We start from the raw sequence: 23,572 nt of genomic DNA, 5'->3' as shown, positions 1-23,572 counted from the left end.
CGTATTCGGTAAGAACTCGCCGGATGACATTGCCTGACCAGGCCCTTACGGTCGGAGGTCCACTGTCGCACGGCGTGCGGCCCGACGCTTGGTAGCGTCTGCGGCGTGGCATGGCGCAGCGTGCGAAGGGGTCCGATCGCGGCCGCCGCAGCCGTCGTCACCGCGGTCGTGGTGACCACCGCCGGCTGTGGTGACTCCCCCGGCGACCCGGGCGCCGCGGCTGCGACCGACGCCCCGCTGACCAGCACCACGAAGATCGCCGGCGCCGGCGTCCTCGGCAACCAGCGTCGGCCGGACGACTCCTGCGCGCCCGACCCCGCTCCCCTCGACGATCCACCCGAGCGCGAGGTACGCCACGCCGCCGGCACCACCGAGGTGGCCGCCGATCCGCAGCGCATCGCCGTGCTCTCCGGTGACCAACTCGACGCCCTGTGCGCCCTGGGCCTGCAATCGCGGGTCGTCGTCGCCGCGGTGCGCGACGGGTCCTCGGGCCAACCGTCCTACCTGGGCAGGGTCATCCACGACGTGCCCGCGGCCGGCGAACGCTCGGCGCCCGACCTCGCGGCGGTCAAGGCCGCCAACCCCGACCTGATCCTCGGGTCGCAGGCCCTGACCCCGGAGGCCTACGGACCGTTGACGGCCATCGCGCCGACGGTCTTCACCGGAGCTCCCGGCCCGGGCTGGCAGGACACGCTGCGCACGGTCGGCGCCGCGACGGGTCGCGCCGGTGCCGCCAACCAGCTCGTCGACGACTTCGAACGGGCGGCCGACAAGGCCAGCGCCGACGAGGATGCCACTCACTACCAGGTGTCGGTGGTGCGGCTGACCGAGAACACGCTGCGCGTCTACGGCCTCGACGACTTCCCGGCCAGCGTGCTGGGGGCCGTCGGTGCCGACCGCCCGGCGACCCAACGGTTCAAGGACAAGCCCTACGAGGAGATCAGCACCTCCGAGGTGTCGCCGTCGTCGGATTTCTCCGCGGCAGAGGGCGACGTCATCTTCCTGTCGTTCGACTCCCCCGCCGCCAAGGCCCGTGCCCCCGAGGTCCTCGAGAGCGAAGCGTGGAAGAAGCTGTCCGCCGTCCGCGACAACCGGGTCTACGTCGTCAACGACGAGGTGTGGCAGACCGGGGAGGGCCTCGTGGCCGCCCGCGGCATCCTCGCCGACCTCACCGTGGTCAACGCGCCGATCAACTAAGACCTGCTCGACTGGTAGTCACGTCCGTCTAGGCCGGCACCGGACCGAACCGCTCGTGGAAGTGGATGGTCATCTCCGGCCACACGTGTGGATCGTGCCCGGGGATCAGGGGATAGCCCTTGCGGGCGGCGAGTTCCTTGAGCCGACGAATCGGCTCGACGGTCTCCGACGGTTCGACGTCGATGAATCCGCCGATGGCGAGTTCCTGCTCGATGTTCTCGGTCAAGTCCGCGGCGTCGAAGGCGAAGATGAACCCGTCCCCACCCACCGACTCGTCGAGTTCGACCATGAAGCTCTGGTGACCCGGGGTGTGCCCGTAGGTGGGTATCGCGGAGATGCCCGGCGCGATCTCGGCCTCCCCGTCGGCCAGCCGCCAGTCGATGGTCGGGTCGTCGAAGTCCACCCGCGCGATCGCATGGCGTTCGGGCTCTGGATGATTCGACAACCCGTACTCGAGTTCACGGCGCTGCGCATGCACCGGCACCTTGCCGGCGAACAGCTTGAGCCCGCCGGCGTGGTCGTGGTGCAGGTGGCTGACGGCCACGGTGTGAATGGACTCGAAGTCCACCCCCACCTCGGCAAGCCGCTGCTCGATCGGCTCGCCGGGTCCGGGCAGCACCGGGCGGTACTCCACGGTCGGGTAGAACCGCCGGTGCAGCGCCGGATCCCGAACCAGGGCGGTGTTGAACCCGGTGTCCAGCAGTACCCAGCCGCCGTCGGTCTGCAACAGCACACCGGGCACGGGCTCACGCATCCGCTCCTCTGGCGGGGCGCCGTACACCGACACCGACTTCGGCAGTTCCTCCCAGCCAAGCGTCAACAGGATGATCCGCCGCACGCCGCCGGGACGTACCAGCGTCGCCATCAGCCGACCGAGAGTGCGGCCAGCCGAAGCGTATTCGGGTCGGTCACCACGTGCGCCTGCTCGACGCCCTTGAGCCAGGGCTGGGCCACCATGAAGTCGTTGACGTCGGCGACGTTCAACCAGCAGCCGGTCTTGACGGCCTCTTCACCGGCGTTCGAGTAGTCCGGGAGCGAGGCGTTGGGCAGGCCTGCGTTGAGTGCCGCGGTGACTGCCGGCGCCGAGCACCCGAAGAAGTTCAGACCACCGTCGGCATCCCAGGAGATGTGACCCCACGTGTACGGCGACGGCGCGTCCGGCCACCCAAGGTAGGTCATGATGTCCGGCGCGGACTGCCCGTCGGAGCCAACCCAGCCATAGATCTCCGAGGTGGGATAGGCCTGCACCTTGGCGTTGAGACCGGCTGCGGCCAGCTGGGTTTGGATTAGATTGCTGATCAACTGGTTGTCCGGGTTGCTCGAGTCGTAGCCGATGGTGACGTTCTTCTGGTCGGCGGGCAGGCCGCCGGCCAGACCCGACAGCACCGACGGGTCGTGCGGCACGGTCTGCTTGCCGTACTGGTCGGCCATCATGTTCGGCGGGTAGATCTGCTCGGCCTTCTGGCCGCGACCGAAGTACGTCTGCTTGACCAACTCGTCGACGTCGATCGCCTGCAGCACCGCGGTGCGGTTCTTCGCGTCGGCCATCATCCCCTTCTTGGGGTTGAGGTAGACGAAGTTCGACATCATGGTCGGCAGCGAGTAATTCGCGAACGACTTGTTGTCTAGATAGGACTGCACCGCCGAGGACGGCAGATCGTGCAGGATGGCGGCGAGCTGGCCGTTGTTGAACTGCAGCTGCTGAGCGGAGACGTCGGTGATCACCGGGAGCTCCACCTTCTCGAAATAGGGCTTGGTGCCCCAATAGTCACCGAAGGCGGTCAGTTCGTACTTCGAGCCCACCTCGGCGGCGGTCAACGTGAACGGTCCCGTGCCAAGGTCGTGGGTGGTCAGGTAGGTCTGCGCGTTGTCGGACCCGCCGTTCTTGGCCAGACCCTCCGGGCTGAGCATCCGCGGACCGTACGCGGCGGTCGAACGAGGCCTTGACCGCCGCGGAGGTGAAGGGCGTCCCGTCGTGGAACTTCACGCCCTCACGGAGCTTGAAGGTGAACACCTTGTTGTCCGGCGACGCCGTCCACTCGGTCGCCAGCAGCGGCTGCAATTCCGCCTTGTCGGTGCCCGCCTTGTACTGAAGCAGTCCCTCGTAGGTGTTGGTGGTCAGCAGCAAGCCCTGGCCGGCGTAGTAGATGTCGGGGTCCGGTGGTTGCCCGGGGTCCTGGAGGAACGACAGGTGCAGCACCTTGTCCGTCGGTGCGGCATTCGGCGTACTGCTCCCGGAATCCGAACCGCCGCAGGCGGTCACGGCGAGAATGGCCGTTGCCGCAAGGGCGGTCAAGGCGCGAAGGGGACGGAATCGGGCGGTCATCGGGTGGCTCCTTCGAGGACGGGAGTGATGGTGGCTGACGGTTCGGTGCGATGCATGCGGGTCACTCGACGCCCGGGAGCGCCTGCTGGCCGAACTGGTTGAGCTTCAGAGATCCCTCCGGCAGCACCAGGTCACCACTGTCGACGCGCTGCCGCAGGTACGCGAAACTCTGTGCGGTCTGAGCGAACAGGTGCTCCCCCGCCTTCAGCGGCGGGCGTTGCGGCAGATCGGCAGAGACGAACTGCGGCAGCGGCTTCACCTCGGTGTCGTAGTCGACGTTGAAGAAGAGTGGGAACGAGTAACGCTCCTCGGCGACCTTCCGAACCCGGTGGCTGGTCGCGACGAACGCGCCGCTGGTCCACAATTCGAGCAGGTCCCCGATGTTGACCACGAACGTGCCCGGCACCGGGGGCACGTCGATCCACTGCCCCGCACCGTTGAGGACTTCGAGGCCCGGTGCGGTCGGCTTCAGCAACGTGAAGCACTCGTAGTCGGTGTGCGCGCCGATGCCCATCGCGTCCTGCGCGTCGGGGTTGAACGGATAGTGCACCAGTCGCAGCTGGCTGGGGGTCTTGGTGGCGTGCCGGGTGAAGGTCTCCGGATCCTCCCCCAGCGCAACGGCGAACGCTCGCAACAACAGGTGACCGACTTCGAGCACCGCCTCGTAGTATTCGGTCACGGCCTCCGCGAACCCCGGCAGGTCCGGCCACGTGTTCGGCCCGAGCATGGGGTTTCCCGACAGGTAGTCGGGATCGTCGGCGGGCAGGTCGAGCGCGGTGTCGAACGCTTCCTTCAAATCCGGCACCCCCTCTGCCACACCTTCTTCACCCACCGGCACGTAGCCGCGATGGCAACGCGACAGCCCGATGTAGCTGCGCATCTTCTCCTCGAGTGGCAACGCGAAGAAGTCCTTGGTGGCCTCGAGCATGCGGTCGAACGTCGACTCGTCGACGCCGGAACCGCTCACGTAGAAGAAGCCGACTTCCCGCGCTGCCCGGCCGATCTCGTTGGACACCCGCTCGCGGTCGGCAGCGTCCGGTGAGCGCAGAGCGCTCACGTCGACGATCGGCACGGAGGTGAATGAGGTCATACCGGTCACGCGATCGACGTCCCTTCGCTTCGTTGCACGCTCCATCGTTCGCCGACGGCGTCGACGTGGTCATCCGATGGCGCGATCTCCAGATCCGCCCACTCCGCCCCGCCGAGCTCGCCGATGACCACCGAACCCGAACCAGCCCAACCAAAGAGGTCTCCGACGCGCATCAGCAGCCCGCTCGACCCGCCGGCGGACCGCAGAAAGGCTGCCGCGCACGGACCCGTCGGTTCCGCATCGCGCACCCAATGTTCGGAGTAGTCCTCGTGCACGCCGGTCTCGATGAGGACGTCACCGTCCCAGGCCATCGACCCGGTGTCGGGAAACGGTCCCGGCGGCTCGAGGTCGACGTCACGGTGCCACTCGAAGACGTTGCCGTGCTGATGAAGTGGGCCGGCGAACCCGCGGGAGTCGACGTAGGCGGTGATGCCCTGCAGCCATCGGACGTCGCCGCTGACGTCCCGCGATCCGTCGGCCCCGACGAGGAGGGCGCGCCGCCACAGCCCGGTGCACTCGGTGATCGTGACGTCCATCTATGCCGGCACCGGCCCGAAGCGCTCGTGGAAGTGGGCGGTCATCTCGGGCCACACGTGAGGATCGTGCCCGGGGATCAGCGGGTACCCCTTCCGTCCCGCCAGCTCCTTGAGCCGCAGGATGGGCTCGACGGTCTCCTCCGGCTCGACGTCGATGTAGCCGCCGATGGCACGCTCGTGCTCGATGTTCTCGGTCAGATCCGCGGCGTCGAAGGCGAAGACGTAACCACCCGGCGTCTGACCATCGGTCACCGATTCGTCGAGTTCGACCATGAAGCTCTGGTGACCCGGGGTGTGCCCGTAGGTGGGTATCGCGGTGATGCCCGGTGCGATCTCGGCCTCACCGTCGGCCAGATGCCAGTCGATGGTCGGATCGTCGAAGTCCACCCGGAAGATCGCATGGCTCTGCGGCACCGGATGATTCGACAACCCGTACTCCAGCTCGCGCCGCTGGGCGTGCACGGGCACCTTGCCCGCGAACAGCTTCAGTCCACCGGCGTGGTCGACGTGGAGGTGCGACAGCGCGACGAGGTGAATGTCGTCGACGTCGACGCCGATCTCGGCAAGCGACTCCTCGATCGGCTCCCCCGGCCCGGGTAGCAGGGGCTCATACTCCGCGGAGGGGAAGTACCGCCGCCGCAACGCCGGATCCCGTATCAGCGCGGTGTTGAACCCGGTGTCGAGCAACACCCAGCCGCCGTCGGTCTGCAGCAGCACACCGGGCACGGGTTCGCGCATCTGCTCCTGCGGTGAGGCGCCGTACACCGACACCGACTTCGGCAGATCCTCCCAGCCGAGGGTGAGCAGGACGATCCGGCGGACACCGCTCTTGCGGGCCAGCCCCGCCATCAGCCGACCGACAGCGCGGCGAGGCGCAGCGAGTTCGGGTTGGTCACGACGTGCGCCTGCTCGACGCCCTTGAGCCACGGCTGGGCGACGACGAAGTCGTCGACGTCGGCGACGTTCAGCCAGCAGCCGGTCTTGACGGCCTCCAGCGCAGCCTGTGAGAACGCATCGGGCGACCCGTCCGGCAGCCCCTTGGCGAGCGCGTCGGTCACCGGCGGCGCGGAGCAGCCCAGATAGTTCAGGCCGCCGTCGGCGTCCCAGGTGATGTGGCCCCACGTGTATGGCGATGGCGCATCCGGCCATGCCAGTGCCACGAAGATCTCCGGTGCGTTCTGGCCGTTGGTTCCGACCCAGGCGAAGGTCTCCGACGTCGGATACGCCTGCACCTTGGCGGTCAAGCCCGCCGCGGCCAGTTGGGTTTGAATCAGGTTGCTGATCAACTGGTTGTCCGGGTTGCTCGAGTCGTAGCCGATGGTGACGTTCTTCTGGTCGGCGGGCAGGCCCCCGGCCAGACCCGACAGCACCGACGGGTCGTGCGGCACCGACTGCTTCGCGTACTGAGGGGCCATCACGTTCGGCGGGTAGGCCTGCGCCGCGACCTTGCCGCGCCCGAAGTACGTCTGCTTGACCAATTCGTCGACGTCGATCGCCTGCAGGGTCGCCATTCGATTCTTGGCGTCGGTCATCATGCCCTTGTGAGGGTTGACGTACAGGTAGTTCGACATCATGGTCGGCAGCGAGTAATTCGCGAACGCCTTGTTGTCGAGGTAGGACTGCACCGCCGAGGACGGCAGATCGTGCAAGATCGCCGCGACCTGGCCGTTGTTGAATTGCAGCTGCTGGGCGGAAACGTCGGTGATCACCGGGATCTCCACCTTCTCGAAGTACGGCTTCGGACCCCAGTAGTCGGGATAGGCCGCGAGCGCATAGCGCGATCCGACCTCGGCGGCGGTCAACGTGAACGGTCCCGTGCCAAGGTCGTGGGTGGTCAGGTAGGTCTGCGCGTTGTCGGACCCGCCGTTCTTGGCCAGACCCTCCGGGCTGAGCATCCGCGGACCGTACGNACCTCGGCGGCGGTCAACGTGAACGGTCCCGTGCCAAGGTCGTGGGTGGTCAGGTAGGTCTGCGCGTTGTCGGACCCGCCGTTCTTGGCCAGACCCTCCGGGCTGAGCATCCGCGGACCGTACGCGCACGCCAGGTAGTCCAGGAACGCCGAGTTCGGCGCCTTGAGGGTGACGGTGACACCGTAATCACCCTGTGTGGTCACCGATTCGACGTCGGAGACCATGTACGCCGGGCCCTGGTTGACCGCGGCGCGGCGGTCGAACGAGGCCTTGACCGCCGCGGAGGTGAAGGGCGTCCCGTCGTGGAACTTCACGCCCTCACGGAGCTTGAAGGTGAACACCTTGTTGTCCGGCGACGCCGTCCACTCGGTCGCCAGCAGCGGTCGAACGAGGCCTTGACCGCCGCGGAGGTGAAGGGCGTCCCGTCGTGGAACTTCACGCCCTCACGGAGCTTGAAGGTGAACACCTTGTTGTCCGGCGACGCCGTCCACTCGGTCGCCAGTAGCGGCTCCAGTTCCGGCTTGTCCGTCCCGCCCTTGTACTGAAGCAGTCCCTCATAGGTGTTCGTGGTCAACAACAGACCCTGGCCGGCGTAGAAGATGTCGGGGTCCGGTGGTTGCCCCGGGTCCTGGAGGAACGACAGGTGAAGCACCTTGTCCGTCGGTGCGGCATTCGGCGTGCTGCTCCCGGAATCCGAACCGCCGCAACCACTGAGAGTCAGAACGCCGACCACGGCGACGGCCGCCATGGCGCGCAGTCTGGTGATCACGTGGCGGCGCCTTCGAGGAGGGGGGCCCGCTCGGCGAACGCGGCGAGGATCTCGTCGCTGGTGCGTAGCGCTCCGGTTTGCAGATACTCCATCGCGTCGAGTGCCGCGTCGTGCCGGTATCGAGAGGACCCGCCGACGCAGTCGGTGACGACGCGTACGTAGTAGTCACGCTGGTGCGCGTCGGCGAAGGTGTAGTGCACGCAGACGTCGGTGAGACCGCCGACGAGGATCAGCGTGTCGGCCTTGAGACCGCGGAGCACGATGTCGAATTCGGTGCCGATGAAACCGGAGTAGCGCCGCTTGACGAGGTGGAACTCGTTGCGCGATCCATCGAGTATGGGACGCAGGGTCGGTTCGAGGTCGGTGCCGCGCTGCCCTTCCACGCAGTGCACCCCCTCGGTGCCGTCGAGTTCGCGGCCGAAGTCGACTCCGTTGGGCCGGTGCACCTCTTGGAAGAACACCACCGGGATGTCCGCGGCGCGCGCCGCGGCGAGCAGTCGCTCGGCGATCGCGACGCGCTCGGCGTTGCCGGGCATGACGGCAATCCCCATCTCGTCGGCGGGTAGACCGCCGCCCTCCTGCATGTCGACGACGACGAACACCGGGTTTCCCACGATGAGCGGTTGTTTCGGCACTTAACCTCCTGTTGTGGCGATACGTGGATCAGCCGCGGCCTGCATGAGGTCCACTGCCGTGTTGATGAAGACGTAGAGCGCGCCGAGCATCAGCGTGACCCCGGCGATGGCCGGGAAGTCTGCGACGGGGATGCTCTGGGCGATGTACTGTCCGATGCCCGGCCAGCCGAACACTTGCTCGACGACCAGCACGCCCGAGAACATCAGTCCCACTTGAAGACCCGTCATCGACAGTGCCGAACCGACGGAGTTCCGCAGCACGTGGCGGGCCAGGATCTTGCCTTCCGGCAAGCCCTTCGCGCGTGCCGTCCTGGCGTAGTCGCTGTCGATGTCGCCGATCAGGCTGCTGCGCAGGACTCGTCCAATGGCGACGGCGGGCCCGATCGCGATGACCAGTGCCGGGAGAATCAGGTGGTGCAAGGCGTCGGCGGTGACGTCGAATCGCCCGTTGAGCAGACCGTCGACGGTGAGTAGCCCCGTCGGACCGGTGGGCGGGTTGGGGATGGCAATCCGACCGTTGGCCGGTACCCAGCCCAGCTCCTTGTAGAACACGATCAACCCGAGGATCCCGAGCAGGAACATCGGCGCCGAGGAACCGGTGAACAGGATGGCGCGCAGGATGCCGGCGCCGCGCCACTTCAACGTCGTGCTGAAGGCCAGCAGAACCGCGAGCACCAACGCGAAGATCAGGCCGTAGAGCGCCAGCTCGAGAGTGGCCGGAAAGAACGTGCCGAGATCTGACGCGACCCCGTGCCGGGTGCGAAACGACGTGCCGAGGTCACCGGTCACCGCACCGGTCAGATAATGCCAGAACTGCACCAGCACAGGATCGTTGAGCCCCAAGGCCTCCCGTCGCGCGGCTACGGCCTGCGCCGAGGCCTGGGCCCCCAGTTGAGCCTTGACCGGATCCATCGGAGAGATGTGCTGTAGCAAGAACATCACACCGGTCAGGGCGACCAGGATCGCCACCGTGGCGGCCAGTCGTGTCGCAATGAAGGACTTCATGTCTCTACCTAGCTCGTCTTCATCAGGTTGCGCAGGCTGTCGCCCGCGATGTTTCCGATCAGCGCCAGCACCAGGACGCCCAGCCCGGGCATCACCGGAATCCACCACTGCTGCAGGAAGTAGCTCAGGTTGCGCGCGGAGTCCGCACCGAGCTCGGCCGCGGGGGCGGACTGTCCGAGGCCGAGGAACGACAGTGCGGCGAGGGTGAGGATCAGCGTGCCGACGTCGAGGCTGGCGGCTACCACCGCATTGGGTACCGCACCGGGAAGCAGATGGCGCCTGGCGAGCCGAAACCGGTTGACGCCAGCCAGGCGTGCCGCTTCGACGTGCGGCCTGGCTGCCAGCCGCGCCACCTCACCGCGGACCAGTCGCGCGTAGAACGGCCACCACACGATGGACACCGCTACCAGGGTGTGCACGAAACTCGGCCCGAGCGCGGCGACCACGGCGATGGCGAGCACCGGGGCCGGCAGAGACAGGAACCCGTCGGTGATGCGCATCAGCAGCGAGTCGACCCAACCCCCCGTCGCGCCGGCGATCAGACCGACCAGGCCGCCGAACGACAGCCCGACGGCCACCACGACCAACGCCGCGAACCAACTCGAGCGGACGCCGTACAGCACCCTGGAGAGGATGTCGCGACCGATGCTGTCGCTGCCGAGCAGGAACCCGTGTTCACCGGGTGCCTGCAGCGGCATGCCGACCGGAACCAGCGGGTCGTGCGGGGCCAGCAGCGGCACGGCGATCGCGACGAGCGTGACCACGAAGATCAGGGAGAAGCCCGCCCAGTTCAGTACCGTCGAGCGGGACTGCAGGGACAGGATCCGGCGCTGGCGCCCACGCACCAGCGACACAGCCGGCGGAGCCGCCGTTGCGATTGCCATCAGACCGCTCGCCTTTCGATGCACGCCACTTGGTGTGGGTTGCCGGGGATGCCCTCGAGCCGGACGTCGAGTTCGGTTCCGCTGCAGGCGTCGACCGCGATCGAGCATCGGGGGTGGAACGCGCATCCGGTCGGCGGCGACAGCGGACTGGCGGGTTCGCCTGGCAGGATGGTCGATTCGCGGCCCAGGTCGGGGATCGAGCCGACCAGCGCCTGGGTGTAGGGGTGCGCGGGATCGCCGATGACCCGCTCAGCGGGCCCGATCTCGACGATCCTGCCGAGGTACATGACCGCGATCCGGTCGGCGACGACGCGGGCCACCGACAGGTCGTGGGTCACGAAGACCACCGACATGTCGAGGCTGCGCCGCAGATCCCCGATCAGGTTCAGCACCGACGCCGCCAGCGACACGTCGAGCGCGCTGGTCGGTTCGTCACACAGCAGCACCGACGGCGGTACGACGGTGGCCCGCGCCAGGGAGACTCGTTGCCGTTGACCACCGGAGAGTTGTCCTGCCCTGGACTTGGCGACCTCGGCGGGGAGTCCGACCCGCTCGAGCACCTCGACGACGGCATCCTTGCGTTGCGCCCGCGACATCCCGCTGCCGCTGAGCCGTTCCGAGATCAGCTCTCCGACCGACAGCCAGGGCGTCAACGAGGCGCCCGCGTCTTGGAACACCATCTGCGGCCGCTGGCCCTCGACCAGTTCCACCTGACCGGTGGTCGGCTTCTCGAGGCCGGCGATCGCCCGCAGCAGGGTCGACTTTCCCGAGCCGCTCTCGCCGACCAGGGCCACCGACTCACCGTGCGCGACGCGCAGTGAAACCCCCCGCAGCGCTTGGAGTTTGCCCCCGCCTGCGGAGCGGTCCAGCCAGCGCTTGGTCACCGTGAACGTCTTGGTGACGTCGCGCAGCACGACCGAGGGGGGCATCTCCTCGTGCTTCTCGACCTCGGGAAAGGGTTCGTTGGTCGTGGTCGACGCGGCGCCCAGGTCTGCCGCGATTTCCTCCAACGGGAGGATGCAGGCGCTGGTGCGGTCGTCTGCCACCGCGACGGGGTCGGGGGGTGCGGTGGTGCACTCCTCGCGCGAGATCGCGCACCGCGGTTCGAACGCGCATCCGGGCAGCGGGGACACCGCGCTCGGCACCGAACCGGCGAGTGCGGCCAGCTTGCGGTCGCGGGCCGTGTCCAGGGTCAGGCGCGACCGAAGGAGTCCGTGCGTGTACGGATGTGCCGGTGCGCCGAGAACCTCTGCAGTGGGCCCGATCTCGGCGATGCGGCCCGCATACAGCACGGCGATGCGGTCGGAGATCTGCGCCGCGACGCCGAGGTCGTGGGTGATGAAGACGATGCTGCAGCCGATGTCGTCACGAAGCCGCGCCAGCAGCCGCAGCACCTGCGCCTGCACCGTGACGTCCAGGGCCGTGGTGGGTTCGTCGGCGATGATCAAGTCGGGGTCGCCCGCGATGGCGATCGCGATCATCACCCGCTGACGCAAACCGCCGGAGAGTTCGTGCGGGAAGGCACGCATCCGTCGAGCCGGTTCCGGGATGCCCACGGCGGTGAGCAGTCGCAGTGCCTCGTCGTCACTGCCCGCCGCCTCGGCGACCTGCTTGCCGATCCGCATGGTCGGGTTCAGCGACGTCATCGGGTCCTGGAACACCGCGCCCAGATCCAGGCGTCGAACCTTGCGGATGTCCTTGTCGTCACCGTGGACCATGTCGGATCCGGTGACGGTGACGGTGCCGTCGATGCGGGTGTGCTCGGGGAGCAGACCCAGCATGCTGAACCCGAGAACGCTCTTGCCCGAGCCCGATTCACCGACCAGGCCGAGGATCTCCCCCGGTGCGATCGCCACGGACACGCCGCGTAACGCGTGCACGTCGCGGCCGTTGCGGCGGAAGGTCACGTGGAGGTCGTCGACGGACGCGACGGCATCGGAGATCGTGGGCACCGTGGATGTGGCGACGTCGGTGATGGCAGCCCCTTCGGAAACAGCGATGCCCATGTGAGAACGCTCCAGTAGGTGTCGAGGTCGGCGGGCAGCGGCACGTCCATGGGCCACCCACCTGTCGACTGACAGTTTTCCGGCCGGGCCAGCCCCGTGGGTGTCGCTGTTGTAACCAAACCGCGGCGTAGGTAACCGATGGGTGTCGCGCGTTTCTGTCGTGTGACAGAAACCAGGGGACATGACCACTTTCGGTGTTCCATGGTCCACGATGAGGTCATGCCGCTCGCCAGGGCTGGTCGCCCTCGCCACCACGATCAGAAGCGTCCCGGTGTCACCGCACGTGACGAGATCCTCGACGCCGCAGGCGAACTCTTCACCACACTCGGCTACACCGCGACCTCGACGAGGTCCATCGCGGAATCGGTCGGCATCCGCCAGGCCTCTCTCTACCACTACTTCAAGACCAAGGACGACATCCTCTGCGCGCTCCTTGGCCAAACCGTCAGTCCGACCTTGGCGTTCATCCCCAGCCTTCTCGGCGCCGAACCGGCCCTGAGCGCCGCGGAGCACCTGCATGCGCTGGCCGCCTTCGACGGTGACCAGTTGCTCGCCGGTCGATGGAACCTCGGCGCGCTGTACTTGCTTCCGGAGTTGCGGGGCGTCGGGCTCGAGTCGTTCTGGTCGGACCGCGAACGCCTTCGTCTGCACTACCTGGCGCTGAGCCAGGCCGTCATCGGCGTGACCGGTGTGCATGGCGCCGCCGCGGATCTGCCGTTCCGGCTGGTCGAGTCGCTGGTGAACATGTGGTCGGTGCCGCCGGGGGCCGAACGCGACGAGCTCCCGCTCCACGTGGCCGACGCCTGCCTGCGCGTGCTCGGGGAATCCGACGCCGACCCGGGTGTGCTTCGGCAACGCACCCGCGCCCTGATCGAGGGCTACGCCGTCGCGGAGCCGGTCGACACACTCGCCAGGTAGGTCGGCCAGTCGCCGTGGTGCGTGATGTCATCCCCGGCCCGAAACGCCTCGAGCGCACACCCGAAGCCCACCACCTCGGTACCGTCGGCCAAGGTGACCCGGCCCAGCGACATCGGCGCCGGCAACGCGGCGAGGAAGTCGCCGAGCATCGCCGTACCCACCAGCCAGAGCTCCCCGCCGACGGCGGCGCCCTCGTCGGGGCCCACCCGCATCAAACCGGGTTTCGGCGGGGTGGTGTCCAGCCGCGCCAACCGGTACACCGGCGCGGTCGACGCCGGCCCCAGCCACCGGGCGCCGCGCTCTTCGAGCTGAAATGCCAACGGCTGCCCTCGAAGATGAGCCCCGACCACCATCAGCGTGGTGGCCTCAGCACCGGCGAACGTCGGCCATGGACGATCGGCCGGCCCGGCAACGGCCGGCGCGGCCCCGGGCAGCGCGACCGAGGCCGTCGGCGACACGACGAGACGGGCGACGTCGACGGCGAGCGCGTCGGCCCCCGTTCTGGCGATCACCGAGACGCCGAACTGGTCCTCGCCCGCGGTACCCGACGGCACTGCGACGGCGCACATGTCCATCAGGTTGCAGAAGTTCGTGTACGTCCCCAGCCGCGAGTTCACGCCGACCGGATCGGCGCCGACTTCCGCGATCGTGGGATGCTCGGTCGTGGTGGGGACGAGCAGCGCGTCGCAGTCCCCCAGTGCGGCCGTCGCGACCTCGGTCAGCTCGGCGAGCAACCGGCGGTCGCGCAACAGCTCGGTGGCCGACACGTGCCCGGCTGCGGAGATGATCGCCCCGACGGTCGGATCGACGTCGTCACGGTGGGCGTCGACGAATTCGCCGACGGCGTCATGGCGTTCGGCGACCAGCCCACCGTCGTAGAGCAGTCTCGCGGCCGCGAGGAAGGCCGAGAGGTCGACCTCCCGGATGAGCACGCCACGCTGCTCGAGCCGGGTGCGCGCCGCCGCGAACGCCGCCTGCCACGGAGCCGACAATCCGGGCAACTCGCGGGGCACGGCGACGGTGGGAACCTCGGGTGCCGCCAGCGGCGCGTCGGGTGGGAACGGGCGCGCCTCGCCAGCCATGACGCCCATCGCGAGGTCGGCGGTGTCGAGGTCGCGCGCGAACACGGTCACGCAGTCATACGATCGGCAGGCTGGGACGACGCCGTCGGTCGGCACGACGCCGTAGGTCGGCTTGATGCCGACGATGCCCTGCAGCGCGGCGGGCACACGGCCAGATCCGGCCGTGTCGGTACCCAGTGCCACGTCGACGAGGCCAAGTGCGACCGCGACGGCCGATCCCGAACTCGAACCACCCGAGATGTACTCCGGGCGCCGCGAATCCCGCACGGCGCCATGCGGACTGCGCGTGCCGACCAGACCGGTGGCGAACTGGTCGAGGTTCGTCACGCCGATCACCACCGCACCGGCGGCCCTCAAACGGGCCACGACGACGGCGTCCTGCGCGGCCGGCGCCGTCGCGAAGGCAGGACACCCGGCCGTGGTGACCAGGCCTGCCACGTCGACGTTGTTCTTGACCGCGGCCACCAGACCGGCGAGCGGAAGGTCGGCGCCGGAGCGGATCGCCGCGTCGACCACCTCGGCGTCGGCAAGGGCATCGGCCATGCTGCGCAGGCTGATCCACACCTCGGGTCTCGCGGCGGCGTCGACGGCGGCGTAGGCCGCGCGCACCCGTTGGACGGACGTCACCGCGCGATACCGCTTCGCTTCTCGCTGGGCCGTCACGCGCCCACCACCACGAGGGGGGTGCCCGGGTCGACCTGGTGGCCCGCCTGCACGAGGACGCGGGTGACGACGCCGTCGGTCGGTGCGGTGAGCACGGTCTCCATCTTCATCGCCTCCAATGCAAGGAGCGCCTGCCCGGCCACCACGTGGTCGCCGACGGCGACGTCGACCTTCCACACGTTGGAGGAGAACGGCGCGTCCACCCGTCGTTCGTCGTCGTCGAGGACGAGGTCGGCCGTAGTCACCGCGACGCGGGACTCGGCGCGTTCGGCTCGGTCGAACTCCCCCGCCGCGGTCCACGCGGCCCGCTCGGCAGCGAAAGCCGTTGCCTGCTGGGCACGGAACTGCGCGATCGAGTCGGCGTTGTCGGCGAGGAATCGTTCGTGCTCGGCGAGGGAGAAGGTGCCGTCGGTGATCTCGACCGACCCACGGCCCGCGGCCATGTCCGCCCGCAGGTCGAGGAGTTCCTCGGCGCTGACTGGGTACCAGGAGATCCGGTCGAAGAAGCGCAGCAGCCACGGGCTGCCCGGCTCGAACGGTGGCGTGTCCCGGTAACGGCTCCACACCTGCGTGGTCCGGCCGACGAACTGGTAGCCACCCGGACCCTCCATGCCGTAGATGCACAGGTAGGCGCCGCCGATCCCGACGGAGTTCTCCGCGGTCCAGGTGCGCGCCGGGTTGTACTTGGTGGTGACGAGCCGGTGGCGCGGATCCAGCGGGGTGGCTACGGGCGCCCCGAGGTAGACGTCGCCGAGGCCCAGGGTCAGGTACTCCGCCGCGAACACCGTCGCCATGACGTCGTCCTGAGACGCCAATCCGTTGATCCTGCGGATGAATTCGATGTTGGACGGGCACCACGGGGCGTCGTCGCGCACGCCGGAGGTGTAGCGCGCGATGGCCTCGCGGGTGGCGGGGTCGTCCCAGCTGAGCGGCAGCCGCACCGAGCGGCTCGGCACGACCAGTTCGGACGTGGCGGGCAGATCGTCCTCCAGCTCGCCGAGCAGGTCCATCAGCCGGTGCACGGGCAGCACGTCCGGATCCAGGTGCACCTGAAGGGATCTGATACCCGGCGTGAGGTCGACGATGCCTGTCACCGCGCTGGCGGCAAGGCGCTCCTCGAGTGCGTGCACCCTGGCCCGCAACGCGAGGTCGAGCACCATGTCCCCGTACTCGACGAGCACGTTGTCGTCACCGCTGCGTCGGTAGGTGACCGACGGCGCGTCCCCTCCTTCGCGACGGAGCAACACGCCGTCGTCGCCGTCGCGCGGGGTGCGACGTACCTCGGCGGTCGCGGCCCCGCGGTCGACGCCCACCTCCGATCGCGACGGCGCGTCGGCCGCCCGGACCGGGACGAATCTGACGGTGTCACCCGGCCGCAGCTGGCCGAGTTTCCACCGGTCGCCGGTGACGACCGTGACCGGGCAGACGAAGCCGCCGAGGCTGGGGCCGTCGGGGCCCAGCAGGATCGGGGTGTCACCGGTGAAGTCCAGCGCACCCACCGAGTACGGCGTGTCGTGGATGTTGGACGGGTGCAGTCCCGCCTCACCGCCGTCGGGGCGCGCCCACGTGGGCCGTGGCCCCTCCAAGCGGATGCCCGTGCGGGCCGAGTTGAAGTGCACGACGTAGTCGGCCTGCACGAGCGTGTCCATGTCATCGCGGGTGAAGAACTCCGGGGCACCATGCGGGCCTTCGGTGACGGCGAGTTCCCACCGCGACGGCATGGCCGGTCGGAGATGGTCGGGGACGGCGGACGGCGGTCCGACGGGTGCGACCGTGGCGGCCCGCAGCACGTCGCCGACGACCAGGTGACGGCCACCGTGGCCGCCGAAGCGACCGAGGGTGAAGGTCGAGGCACTGCCGAGGTAGGCCGGTACGTCGAACCCGCCGCCGACGAGTACATAGGTGCGCAGTCCCGCGGTCCCCGCCGCACCGACGGCCAGGACGCCGCCGGCGGGCACCTCGATCGGCTCCCACATCGGCGCGGGCTCGCCGTCGACCGTGACGGGGCAGTCGGCACCGGTGACGCAGAAGGTGGTCGGATGGGTCACGCGAAGTGCGGGCCCGGTTGCCGTGCACTCCAGACCCGGTGCGCCCTCGGCATTTCCGAGCGCCCGATTGCCCAACCGGAACGAGAGGTCGTCCATCGGCCCGCTCGGCGGCACGCCGACGTTCCACAGGCCGACCCGCCCGGGCAGGTCTTGCACGGTGGTCGACAGGCCGGGGGTCTCGACGGTGATGCGGGGCCGGGGGTCGACGACGCCGGCGAGAGTGCCGGTGTGGTGCCGGGCCGCTCGGACGTCGTCGAGGGTCAGCGCCGCACGCAGCAGTCCGATGTTGACCTCGATGCCGTGCAGCACGGTGGCGTTCAGTGCCCTGCCGAGCCGGTCGAGGGCCTCGTCGCGGTCGTCGGCGACGGTCACGACCTTGGCCAGCAGCGGATCATAGGACGCCGTGACCTCGGTGCCCGGTTCCACCCAGGTGTCGACCCGCGGTGCGGGATCCCCGGCGACGTCTTCCGGAAAGCTCACGGCGACAACGGTTCCGGTGCTGGGACGGTAGTCCCGGGAGGGGTCCTCGGCGTACACGCGCGCCTCCACCGCATGCCCACGCACCGGAACCGCACCCTCCCGAGTGCCCGGCTCCAGGTATGGGGCCAGCACGTCGTCTTCGCCGCGGGCGAGCCGGAACATCCACGCCGCCAGGTCGACCCCGGTGACACCCTCGGTCACCGGATGTTCGACCTGCAGACGCGCGTTGACCTCTAGGAAGGACGCCTCTTCGCGCCGCGGGTCGTAGACGAACTCCACCGTGCCCGCCGAGCGGTAGGCGACCGACGCGGCCAGCGCGCGGGACGACGAATGAAGTTGTTGCCGAACCGCTTCGGGCAGTGCGGGCGCGGGCGCCTCCTCGATCACCTTCTGGTTGCGTCGCTGAAGGGAGCAGTCCCGGTCACCAAGGGACACCACGCTCCCGGTGCCGTCGCCGAAGATCTGCACCTCGACGTGGCGGGCGTCGTCGACGAAGCGTTCGACGAAGACACCCGCGGAGCCGAAGCTGCGGGCGGCCAGACGTGACACGCGGTCGAAGGCGGCCTTGAGCTCGGCGTCGTCGCGGCACACCTGCATGCCGATGCCGCCGCCACCGCCGGTTGCCTTGAGCATCACGGGGTAGCCGACGTCGGCGGCAGCCGCGCGGGCGGCCGCGGCGTCGTCGAGCAGTTCCGAGCCGGGGAACACGGGCACCCCGGCGGCCCGGGCCGCCGCGCGGGCGGTGTGCTTCGTCCCGAAGATGCGGAGTTGCTGCGGTGTCGGGCCGACGAACGCCATGCCGGCGGCTTCGACCGCGGTGGCGAAATCGGCGTCCTCGGACAGGAATCCGTAGCCCGGATGGATCATGTCTGCGCCGGTCGCCGTCGCCGCGGCGACGAGCGCGTCCACGCGCAGGTAACTCTCGCTGGGCGCAGAGGGCCCCAGCCGGACGGCGTCGTCGGCGAGGCGCACGTGAGGCGCGCCCCGGTCGGCGTCGGAGAACACCGCGACGGTGCGAAGGCCGAGCAGCTTCGCGGAGCGCACCAGGCGGACGGCGATCTCGCCGCGGTTGGCGATCAGGACGCTGTCGGTCACGCCGCCTGCCCCGGCCGGGTGACGATCATGCGGACCGGCGTCGGATCGAACGCGTTGCAGGGGTTGTTGATCTGCGGGCAATTCGAGACGAGCACCAGCACGTCGACCTCGGCGCGCAAGGCCACGCGCTTGCCCGGTGCGGACAACCCGTCGACGATGCCCAGGGCGCCGTCGGGGTCCACCGGCACGTTCATGAACCAGTTGATGTTGCTGGCAAGGTCTTTGGCGCCGAGCCCATGCCGGGAGCCTTCGAGCAGGAAGTTCTCCATGCAGCCGTGCTGGGCGCGCGTGTGCTGCCCGTAGCGCAGCGTGTTGGACTCCTTGGAGCACGCACCGCCGAGGGTGTCGTGCACGCCGACCTCGTCGCCCACCACCGTCATCAAGGCGGCGCCGGTGTCGGCCCGCAGGATCGACCCGGTGGTCAGCACGATCCCGCCCTGGCGCGCGACGGTCTCCGAGGCGCTGTAGCGCACGCTGGTGTCGGCCGCGGAGTAGAGCAGGCAGTCCACCGCCTGGTTGCCCGCGAGGTCGACGATCGTCAGCACGTCACCCGCGGCGACCACGGCCGACCAGGCGGCGCGCGCGTCGACGTGTTCGTCCAAGATCGGGGCGCCGGGCACCAGCGCGGCGTGGTCGGCGGCGGTCGGGGCGTTCACAGCACTCCTCGGGCGAGCAGGTCGGCGTCGGTGTTGGCAGCGGCTTGCCGGTGCTCGGGGCGCAGTGGTCCCACGAGGTCCCCGGCCAGCAGGTGGTGCAGGTCGTCGACGGCGGGCCAGGCGTGCATCCGCAGCGCCGAGCACGTGAAGGCCGGTCGTGGATCCAGCGGGTGGGCGGTGTTGGCCAAGGACACGATCGCGTCGACGTGCAACAGCAGGTCGACGTGGGTGCCGGGGCCGGCAGAGCCCTGCCAGTCGAACGTGCCGTCCGCGTCGACCCGCACCCCCTTGAAGAACGACACCGACGGCACCACGTCGCGTGGCCCGAGACCGTTCTTCAGCGCCGCGAGCAGCAGCAGTTCCCGGCCCGCCGGTGACGCCGATTCCGGTGCTCCTGCGCCGAAACGCTCGTCGTTGCCGTGACGGGTGGTGGTGCCCGCGAGCGCGTCGTGCCTGCCCGAGGTGTCGGCCACGACGGTGGCCAACACCCGGCCGAACCCGCTGAGCACGGGATGTCCGGTTCCGAGGTAGGCCTGCCACGGCACCTTGACGGTGTCGGCCACGTTGAGGCGCTCGTGCGGACCGTCGGCCCGGTGGATCAGCACGTGTGCACACGCGTCACCCTCGAGGTCGGTCAACCTGATGCGGGTGCCGCGTGCGAGAACGGCGGTCGTATATCCGCCCGGTGCAACGGTTTCCGACCACGTCAAGCAGTCGGCCGGCACTCCGTCAGGGGGCGTCGGGCTGCTGGTCGCGGGTACGTGGCGCATGGCGTCGGCGGTGCGGCCGTGCTGCGCCCTCGCGTGCGCCTTGGCGCCCGCGGTGGTGGCGGTATCCGGGTTGTCGGCGGGAGGTGAATCACGCACGTCGCTGGTCACGGTTGCTCCAGGGGCTCTCGACGTCGGTCCTCGACCGACATATCTGTCAGATGACAGTTTTCTCGCCCGGCCGCCGTCGATGGTTGCCGCGGTGTAACCGATGGCGGTCGGCGGGTTAACAACACGCTTCGCGCGTGTCCGCCGTGTGACGGGTGCGAGGTCACCCCGGTGGGCTGGTTAGATCGCGGGATCGGGGATTAATTCACCGCCAGCCCGGGTTGGGATTCCTCGGGGGCGCAATGGCGCGCCCATTTTTCGTGCCGCCGTACGTGTGGCGGCGGCGACAGCTTCGACAAGACGACAAGAGGGTACGAAGAGAACATGACCACGACCGTTAAAGCCATCGCAGCCACCTCGGCGACCGAACCGCTCACCCCGACCACCATCGAGCGCCGCGACGTCGGTCCGCACGACGTGGCATTCGACATCAAGTTCGCCGGCATTTGCCACAGTGACATCCACACAGTGAAGGGCGAGTGGGGACAGCCCAACTACCCCGTCGTGGCCGGGCACGAACTCGCCGGCGTCGTCACCGAGGTGGGTTCCGAGGTCACCAAGTTCAAGGTGGGCGACCACGTCGGCGTCGGCTGCTTCGTCGACTCCTGCCGTGAGTGCGAGAACTGCAAGAAGGGCCTTCAGCAGTACTGCACCGGTGGCGGCATGGTCGGCACCTACAACGCCATCGGCAAGGACGGCACCCCCACCTACGGCGGTTACAGCCAGGCGACCGTCGTCGACGAGAACTACGTGCTGAACATCCCCGACGGAATGCCGCTCGACCAGGCGGCTCCGCTGCTCTGTGCGGGTATCACCCTGTTCTCCCCGCTGCACCACTGGGGCGCGGGCCCCGGCAAGAAGGTCGCCATCATCGGGCTCGGTGGGCTCGGCCACGTCGGCGTCAAGCTCGCGCACGCGATGGGCGCCGAGGTCACGGTTCTGAGCCAGTCGCTGAAGAAGATGGAGGACGGGCTGCGCCTCGGCGCGAACGAGTACTACGCGACCAGCGACCCGGACACCTTCACCAAGCTGGCGGGCAAGTTCGACCTGATCCTCAACACCGTGTCCGCCAACCTGGACTTGGGCGCCTACCTCGGCCTGCTCGCGGTCGACGGCACGCTCGTCGAACTCGGCATGCCCGAGCACGCCATGGAGGTGCCCCCCTTCCCGCTCGCCGGAATGCGGCGCAGCCTGGCGGGTTCCATGATCGGTGGCATTCCGGAGACCCAGCAGATGCTGGACTTCTGCGCCGAACACGACGTTCTGCCCGAGATCGAGGTCATCGGTGCCGACTACGTCAACGAGGCCTACGAGCGCGTCCTCGCCAGCGACGTGCGGTACCGCTTCGTGATCGACACCGCGACGCTGTAGCAAACACACGACGGCCCAGACCCATCACGGGTCTGGGCCGTTTTGCGTCTCCGACCAGGTACGGGGCGCGCAGACCGACGGCGGGACGCCCCAAACGCGAATCGACGCGAATGTTGCCGTTCGACTTGTCGGATGCAGGTGTTGGTGCGACGCTCTGGAACAGACCGCAGACCCGCGGACCCGATTTCGCACTGAATCCGAAGCTGGAGGCCCACATGGGTGCCGATTCCGCAACTACCGACGACCCGGCAGCAGCCCGGGCCAACGGCCTGAAGAAGGGATCCATCGGCATCGTCGCGGTCATCTTCATGGCCGTGGCCAACGCCGCCCCGATCACCGCCATGACCGGCAACGTGCCCATTGCCGTCGGATTCGGCAACGGGCTCGGCGCCCCGGCCGGCTTCCTGTTCGCGACGATCATCCTGACGCTGTTCGCGCTCGGGTACGTCGCGATGGCCCGGCACATCACCACCACCGGAGCCTTCTACGGCTTCATCTCCCACGGCCTCGGCCAGACCTGGGGCATGGCCAGTGGCATGCTCGCCACGTTTGCCTACGTCGTGTTCGAGGGTTCGTTGATCGGTGGCTGTGCGTACTTCGCCAACGACGCCCTCAAGACGATCTTCAACGTCGACGTGCCGTGGCTCCTGATCGCCGTCGTCGCGATCGTCGCCATCGCCGTCCTGTGCTACTTCGACATCAGTTTGACCGCAGCCATTCTCGGCGTCACGCTCACCGCCGAGGTGCTCATCCTGCTGGCGCTCGCGTTCTCGGTGATCTTCTCCGGCGGCGGTCCCGACGGTCTGATGCTCGACCAGACGGTATTGCTGAACAACGCCTTCGAGAGTTTGCCGGCGGGCGCGTTCGGCACCGCAGCCGCAGCGGGGTCGATGGCCATCGGATTGTTCTTCGCGTTCTGGTCGTGGGTTGGCTTCGAGACCACCGCGGTCTACGGCGAGGAGTCGCGCAATCCCAAGAAGATCATCCCGAGGGCGACCATCATCGCCGTCGTCGGCCTCGGCCTGTTCTACACGTTCATCTCGGCCATGGTGATCGCCGGCAACGGCGCGAAGACCTCCGTCGAGACCTCCATCAGCGCATCGCCTCTCGACCTGTTCTTCAATCTGGTGCAGGCCAATCTGGGCGGCGTGCTGCTCGACGTCTACAAGGCGCTCCTGGTCATCGGATCCTTCGCCTGCGCGCTGGCCTTCCACAACGCGGCGTCGCGCTACCTCTACGCACTGGGCCGTGAGATGCCGTCGGAGAAGATCAAGTCGACCGTCGGCGGCACGCACCCCACGCACGGTTCGCCGTACATCGCCTCGACCATCCAGAGCGTGATCACGCTGCTGATCGTGCTGGCATTCGCGTTCTTCACCGCGGTCCAGGTGCCCGACGCCGACGGCACGCCGGTCGACACGCCCGCCCTGGTGCCCTACGTCAACGTCTACGGCCTGCTGGCGTTGATCGGCACCGCGGCGATCCTGCTGGTTCAGGCGATCTGTTCGGCGGCGGTCATCTGGTTCTTCTGGGTCAAGAAGACCCACCGGGGCAACGTGGTCACCACGCTGCTGTGCCCGCTCGTCGGCGGTGTGGCGATGCTGTACGTGGTCTGGTTGCTGTGGGACAACCGCGAATTCGCGGCCGGGCTCGCGGCGAAGTCCGACGTCTTCAAGGCGGCTCCGTACATGATCCTGGCGGTATTCCTGATCGGTCTCGCCTACGCGGTGTGGTTGCGCACCGCCAAGCCGACCGTATACGCGGAGATTGGTCGCACCGTCATGGAGGACGCGCACGAGCGCACCGACGCCTGACACGACGCCCGTCGAGGTCCCCGCACGTCATGCGTGCGGGGACGTTTGCGTTCAGCACAATTGGCGCCGGCGTCAAATGTCGTGCGCCACTATGTGTTTCGATCCGGGCGACACCGGTTACAGAGGGTCAGGCGCGACGACGCGTCGCTTCCAGCGCTCGTTATCGTGACTCACGCCACTGCGTGCCCGCACGTCTTTACGAAGAGGACACC

At 68.6% G+C, this 23,572-nt stretch carries 21 protein-coding genes; 4 read left to right on the top strand and 17 right to left on the bottom strand.

The window, feature by feature from the left end; translation table 11 throughout:
• Positions 1–105 precede the first annotated feature (105 nt).
• Complete coding sequence (locus H7K45_RS30630) at positions 106–1,197, top strand: iron-siderophore ABC transporter substrate-binding protein (protein WP_263999965.1); 1,092 nt, start codon at positions 106–108, stop codon at positions 1,195–1,197.
• A gap of 28 nt (positions 1,198–1,225) precedes the next feature.
• Here H7K45_RS30630 and H7K45_RS30625 read toward each other — a convergent pair whose 3' ends face one another.
• The 13 genes from H7K45_RS30625 to H7K45_RS30565 all read right to left on the bottom strand — a co-directional run bounded on the left by H7K45_RS30625 (position 1,226) and on the right by H7K45_RS30565 (position 12,358).
• The gene (locus tag H7K45_RS30625) at positions 1,226–2,062 is read right to left on the bottom strand and encodes an N-acyl homoserine lactonase family protein (protein ID WP_263999964.1); all 837 of its coding nucleotides are present in this window, start codon (positions 2,060–2,062) and stop codon (positions 1,226–1,228) included.
• On the bottom strand, positions 2,062–3,015 hold the full coding sequence (locus H7K45_RS30620) for an ABC transporter substrate-binding protein (protein ID WP_372512709.1): 954 nt from the start codon (positions 3,013–3,015) through the stop codon (positions 2,062–2,064). The genes H7K45_RS30625 and H7K45_RS30620 overlap by 1 nt, the downstream gene beginning before the upstream one ends.
• Positions 2,966–3,523: an ABC transporter substrate-binding protein gene (locus tag H7K45_RS30615; RefSeq protein WP_263999963.1), complete on the bottom strand. Its 558-nt coding sequence runs from the start codon at positions 3,521–3,523 to the stop codon at positions 2,966–2,968. The genes H7K45_RS30620 and H7K45_RS30615 overlap by 50 nt, the downstream gene beginning before the upstream one ends.
• 61 nt (positions 3,524–3,584) lie before the next feature.
• Positions 3,585–4,622, bottom strand: a complete 1,038-nt coding sequence (locus tag H7K45_RS30610; RefSeq protein WP_263999962.1) for an isopenicillin N synthase family dioxygenase — start codon at positions 4,620–4,622, stop codon at positions 3,585–3,587.
• Entirely contained in the window at positions 4,619–5,149 is a 531-nt protein-coding gene (locus tag H7K45_RS30605) for a hypothetical protein (protein WP_263999961.1), read from the bottom strand. The genes H7K45_RS30610 and H7K45_RS30605 overlap by 4 nt, the downstream gene beginning before the upstream one ends.
• Positions 5,150–5,998, bottom strand: coding sequence for an N-acyl homoserine lactonase family protein (locus H7K45_RS30600; RefSeq protein WP_263999960.1), 849 nt, complete (start codon positions 5,996–5,998; stop codon positions 5,150–5,152).
• Complete coding sequence (locus tag H7K45_RS30595; protein ID WP_263999959.1) at positions 5,998–7,044, bottom strand: ABC transporter substrate-binding protein; 1,047 nt, start codon at positions 7,042–7,044, stop codon at positions 5,998–6,000. The genes H7K45_RS30600 and H7K45_RS30595 overlap by 1 nt, the downstream gene beginning before the upstream one ends.
• On the bottom strand, positions 6,984–7,400 hold the full coding sequence (locus H7K45_RS30590; protein ID WP_263999958.1) for an ABC transporter substrate-binding protein: 417 nt from the start codon (positions 7,398–7,400) through the stop codon (positions 6,984–6,986). Before H7K45_RS30590 ends, H7K45_RS30595 begins: the two co-directional genes overlap by 61 nt.
• On the bottom strand, positions 7,370–7,828 hold the full coding sequence (locus H7K45_RS30585; protein ID WP_263999957.1) for an ABC transporter substrate-binding protein: 459 nt from the start codon (positions 7,826–7,828) through the stop codon (positions 7,370–7,372). The genes H7K45_RS30590 and H7K45_RS30585 overlap by 31 nt, the downstream gene beginning before the upstream one ends.
• Positions 7,825–8,463 carry a cysteine hydrolase family protein gene (locus tag H7K45_RS30580; RefSeq protein ID WP_263999956.1) on the bottom strand — a complete coding sequence of 213 codons (639 nt, stop codon included), beginning with the start codon at positions 8,461–8,463 and terminating at the stop codon, positions 7,825–7,827. The genes H7K45_RS30585 and H7K45_RS30580 overlap by 4 nt, the downstream gene beginning before the upstream one ends.
• Complete coding sequence (locus H7K45_RS30575; RefSeq protein WP_263999955.1) at positions 8,464–9,468, bottom strand: ABC transporter permease; 1,005 nt, start codon at positions 9,466–9,468, stop codon at positions 8,464–8,466.
• A gap of 8 nt (positions 9,469–9,476) precedes the next feature.
• Positions 9,477–10,352: an ABC transporter permease gene (locus H7K45_RS30570; protein WP_263999954.1), complete on the bottom strand. Its 876-nt coding sequence runs from the start codon at positions 10,350–10,352 to the stop codon at positions 9,477–9,479.
• Complete coding sequence (locus H7K45_RS30565) at positions 10,352–12,358, bottom strand: dipeptide ABC transporter ATP-binding protein (protein ID WP_263999953.1); 2,007 nt, start codon at positions 12,356–12,358, stop codon at positions 10,352–10,354. The genes H7K45_RS30570 and H7K45_RS30565 overlap by 1 nt, the downstream gene beginning before the upstream one ends.
• A 219-nt stretch (positions 12,359–12,577) precedes the next feature.
• Between H7K45_RS30565 and H7K45_RS30560 the strand changes: the two genes are divergently transcribed.
• Positions 12,578–13,276 carry a TetR/AcrR family transcriptional regulator gene (locus tag H7K45_RS30560; RefSeq protein ID WP_263999952.1) on the top strand — a complete coding sequence of 233 codons (699 nt, stop codon included), beginning with the start codon at positions 12,578–12,580 and terminating at the stop codon, positions 13,274–13,276.
• Here H7K45_RS30560 and atzF read toward each other — a convergent pair.
• The 4 genes from atzF to H7K45_RS30540 are packed head-to-tail and all read right to left on the bottom strand — an operon-like array spanning position 13,237 to position 20,178.
• Positions 13,237–14,985, bottom strand: coding sequence for an allophanate hydrolase (gene atzF / locus H7K45_RS30555; protein WP_264000078.1), 1,749 nt, complete (start codon positions 14,983–14,985; stop codon positions 13,237–13,239). The genes H7K45_RS30560 and atzF overlap by 40 nt on opposite strands.
• A 32-nt stretch (positions 14,986–15,017) precedes the next feature.
• Positions 15,018–18,644 carry an urea carboxylase gene (uca, locus tag H7K45_RS30550; protein ID WP_263999951.1) on the bottom strand — a complete coding sequence of 1,209 codons (3,627 nt, stop codon included), beginning with the start codon at positions 18,642–18,644 and terminating at the stop codon, positions 15,018–15,020.
• A complete protein-coding gene (locus tag H7K45_RS30545) occupies positions 18,641–19,300 on the bottom strand; it encodes an urea amidolyase associated protein UAAP2 (protein ID WP_263999950.1) in 660 nt (219 codons plus the stop codon). Before H7K45_RS30545 ends, uca begins: the two co-directional genes overlap by 4 nt.
• Positions 19,297–20,178 (bottom strand): urea amidolyase associated protein UAAP1, encoded by an 882-nt coding sequence (locus H7K45_RS30540; RefSeq protein WP_263999949.1) that lies wholly within the window; start codon positions 20,176–20,178, stop codon positions 19,297–19,299. Before H7K45_RS30540 ends, H7K45_RS30545 begins: the two co-directional genes overlap by 4 nt.
• A gap of 321 nt (positions 20,179–20,499) precedes the next feature.
• Between H7K45_RS30540 and H7K45_RS30535 the strand changes: the two genes are divergently transcribed.
• Together H7K45_RS30535 and H7K45_RS30530 are read left to right on the top strand one after the other, a co-directional pair.
• Positions 20,500–21,546 carry an NAD(P)-dependent alcohol dehydrogenase gene (locus H7K45_RS30535; protein ID WP_263999948.1) on the top strand — a complete coding sequence of 349 codons (1,047 nt, stop codon included), beginning with the start codon at positions 20,500–20,502 and terminating at the stop codon, positions 21,544–21,546.
• Between the two features lie 215 nt (positions 21,547–21,761).
• Complete coding sequence (locus tag H7K45_RS30530; RefSeq protein ID WP_263999947.1) at positions 21,762–23,360, top strand: APC family permease; 1,599 nt, start codon at positions 21,762–21,764, stop codon at positions 23,358–23,360.
• Positions 23,361–23,572: the final 212 nt, after the last annotated feature.

Origin of the sequence: Mycobacterium yunnanensis (assembly GCF_025823185.1) — a bacterium.
Classification (GTDB): Bacteria; Actinomycetota; Actinomycetes; order Mycobacteriales; family Mycobacteriaceae; genus Mycobacterium; species Mycobacterium yunnanensis.
The sequence above is the reverse complement of the archived record's forward strand: the minus strand, read 5'-3'. Positions and strand labels throughout refer to the sequence as shown.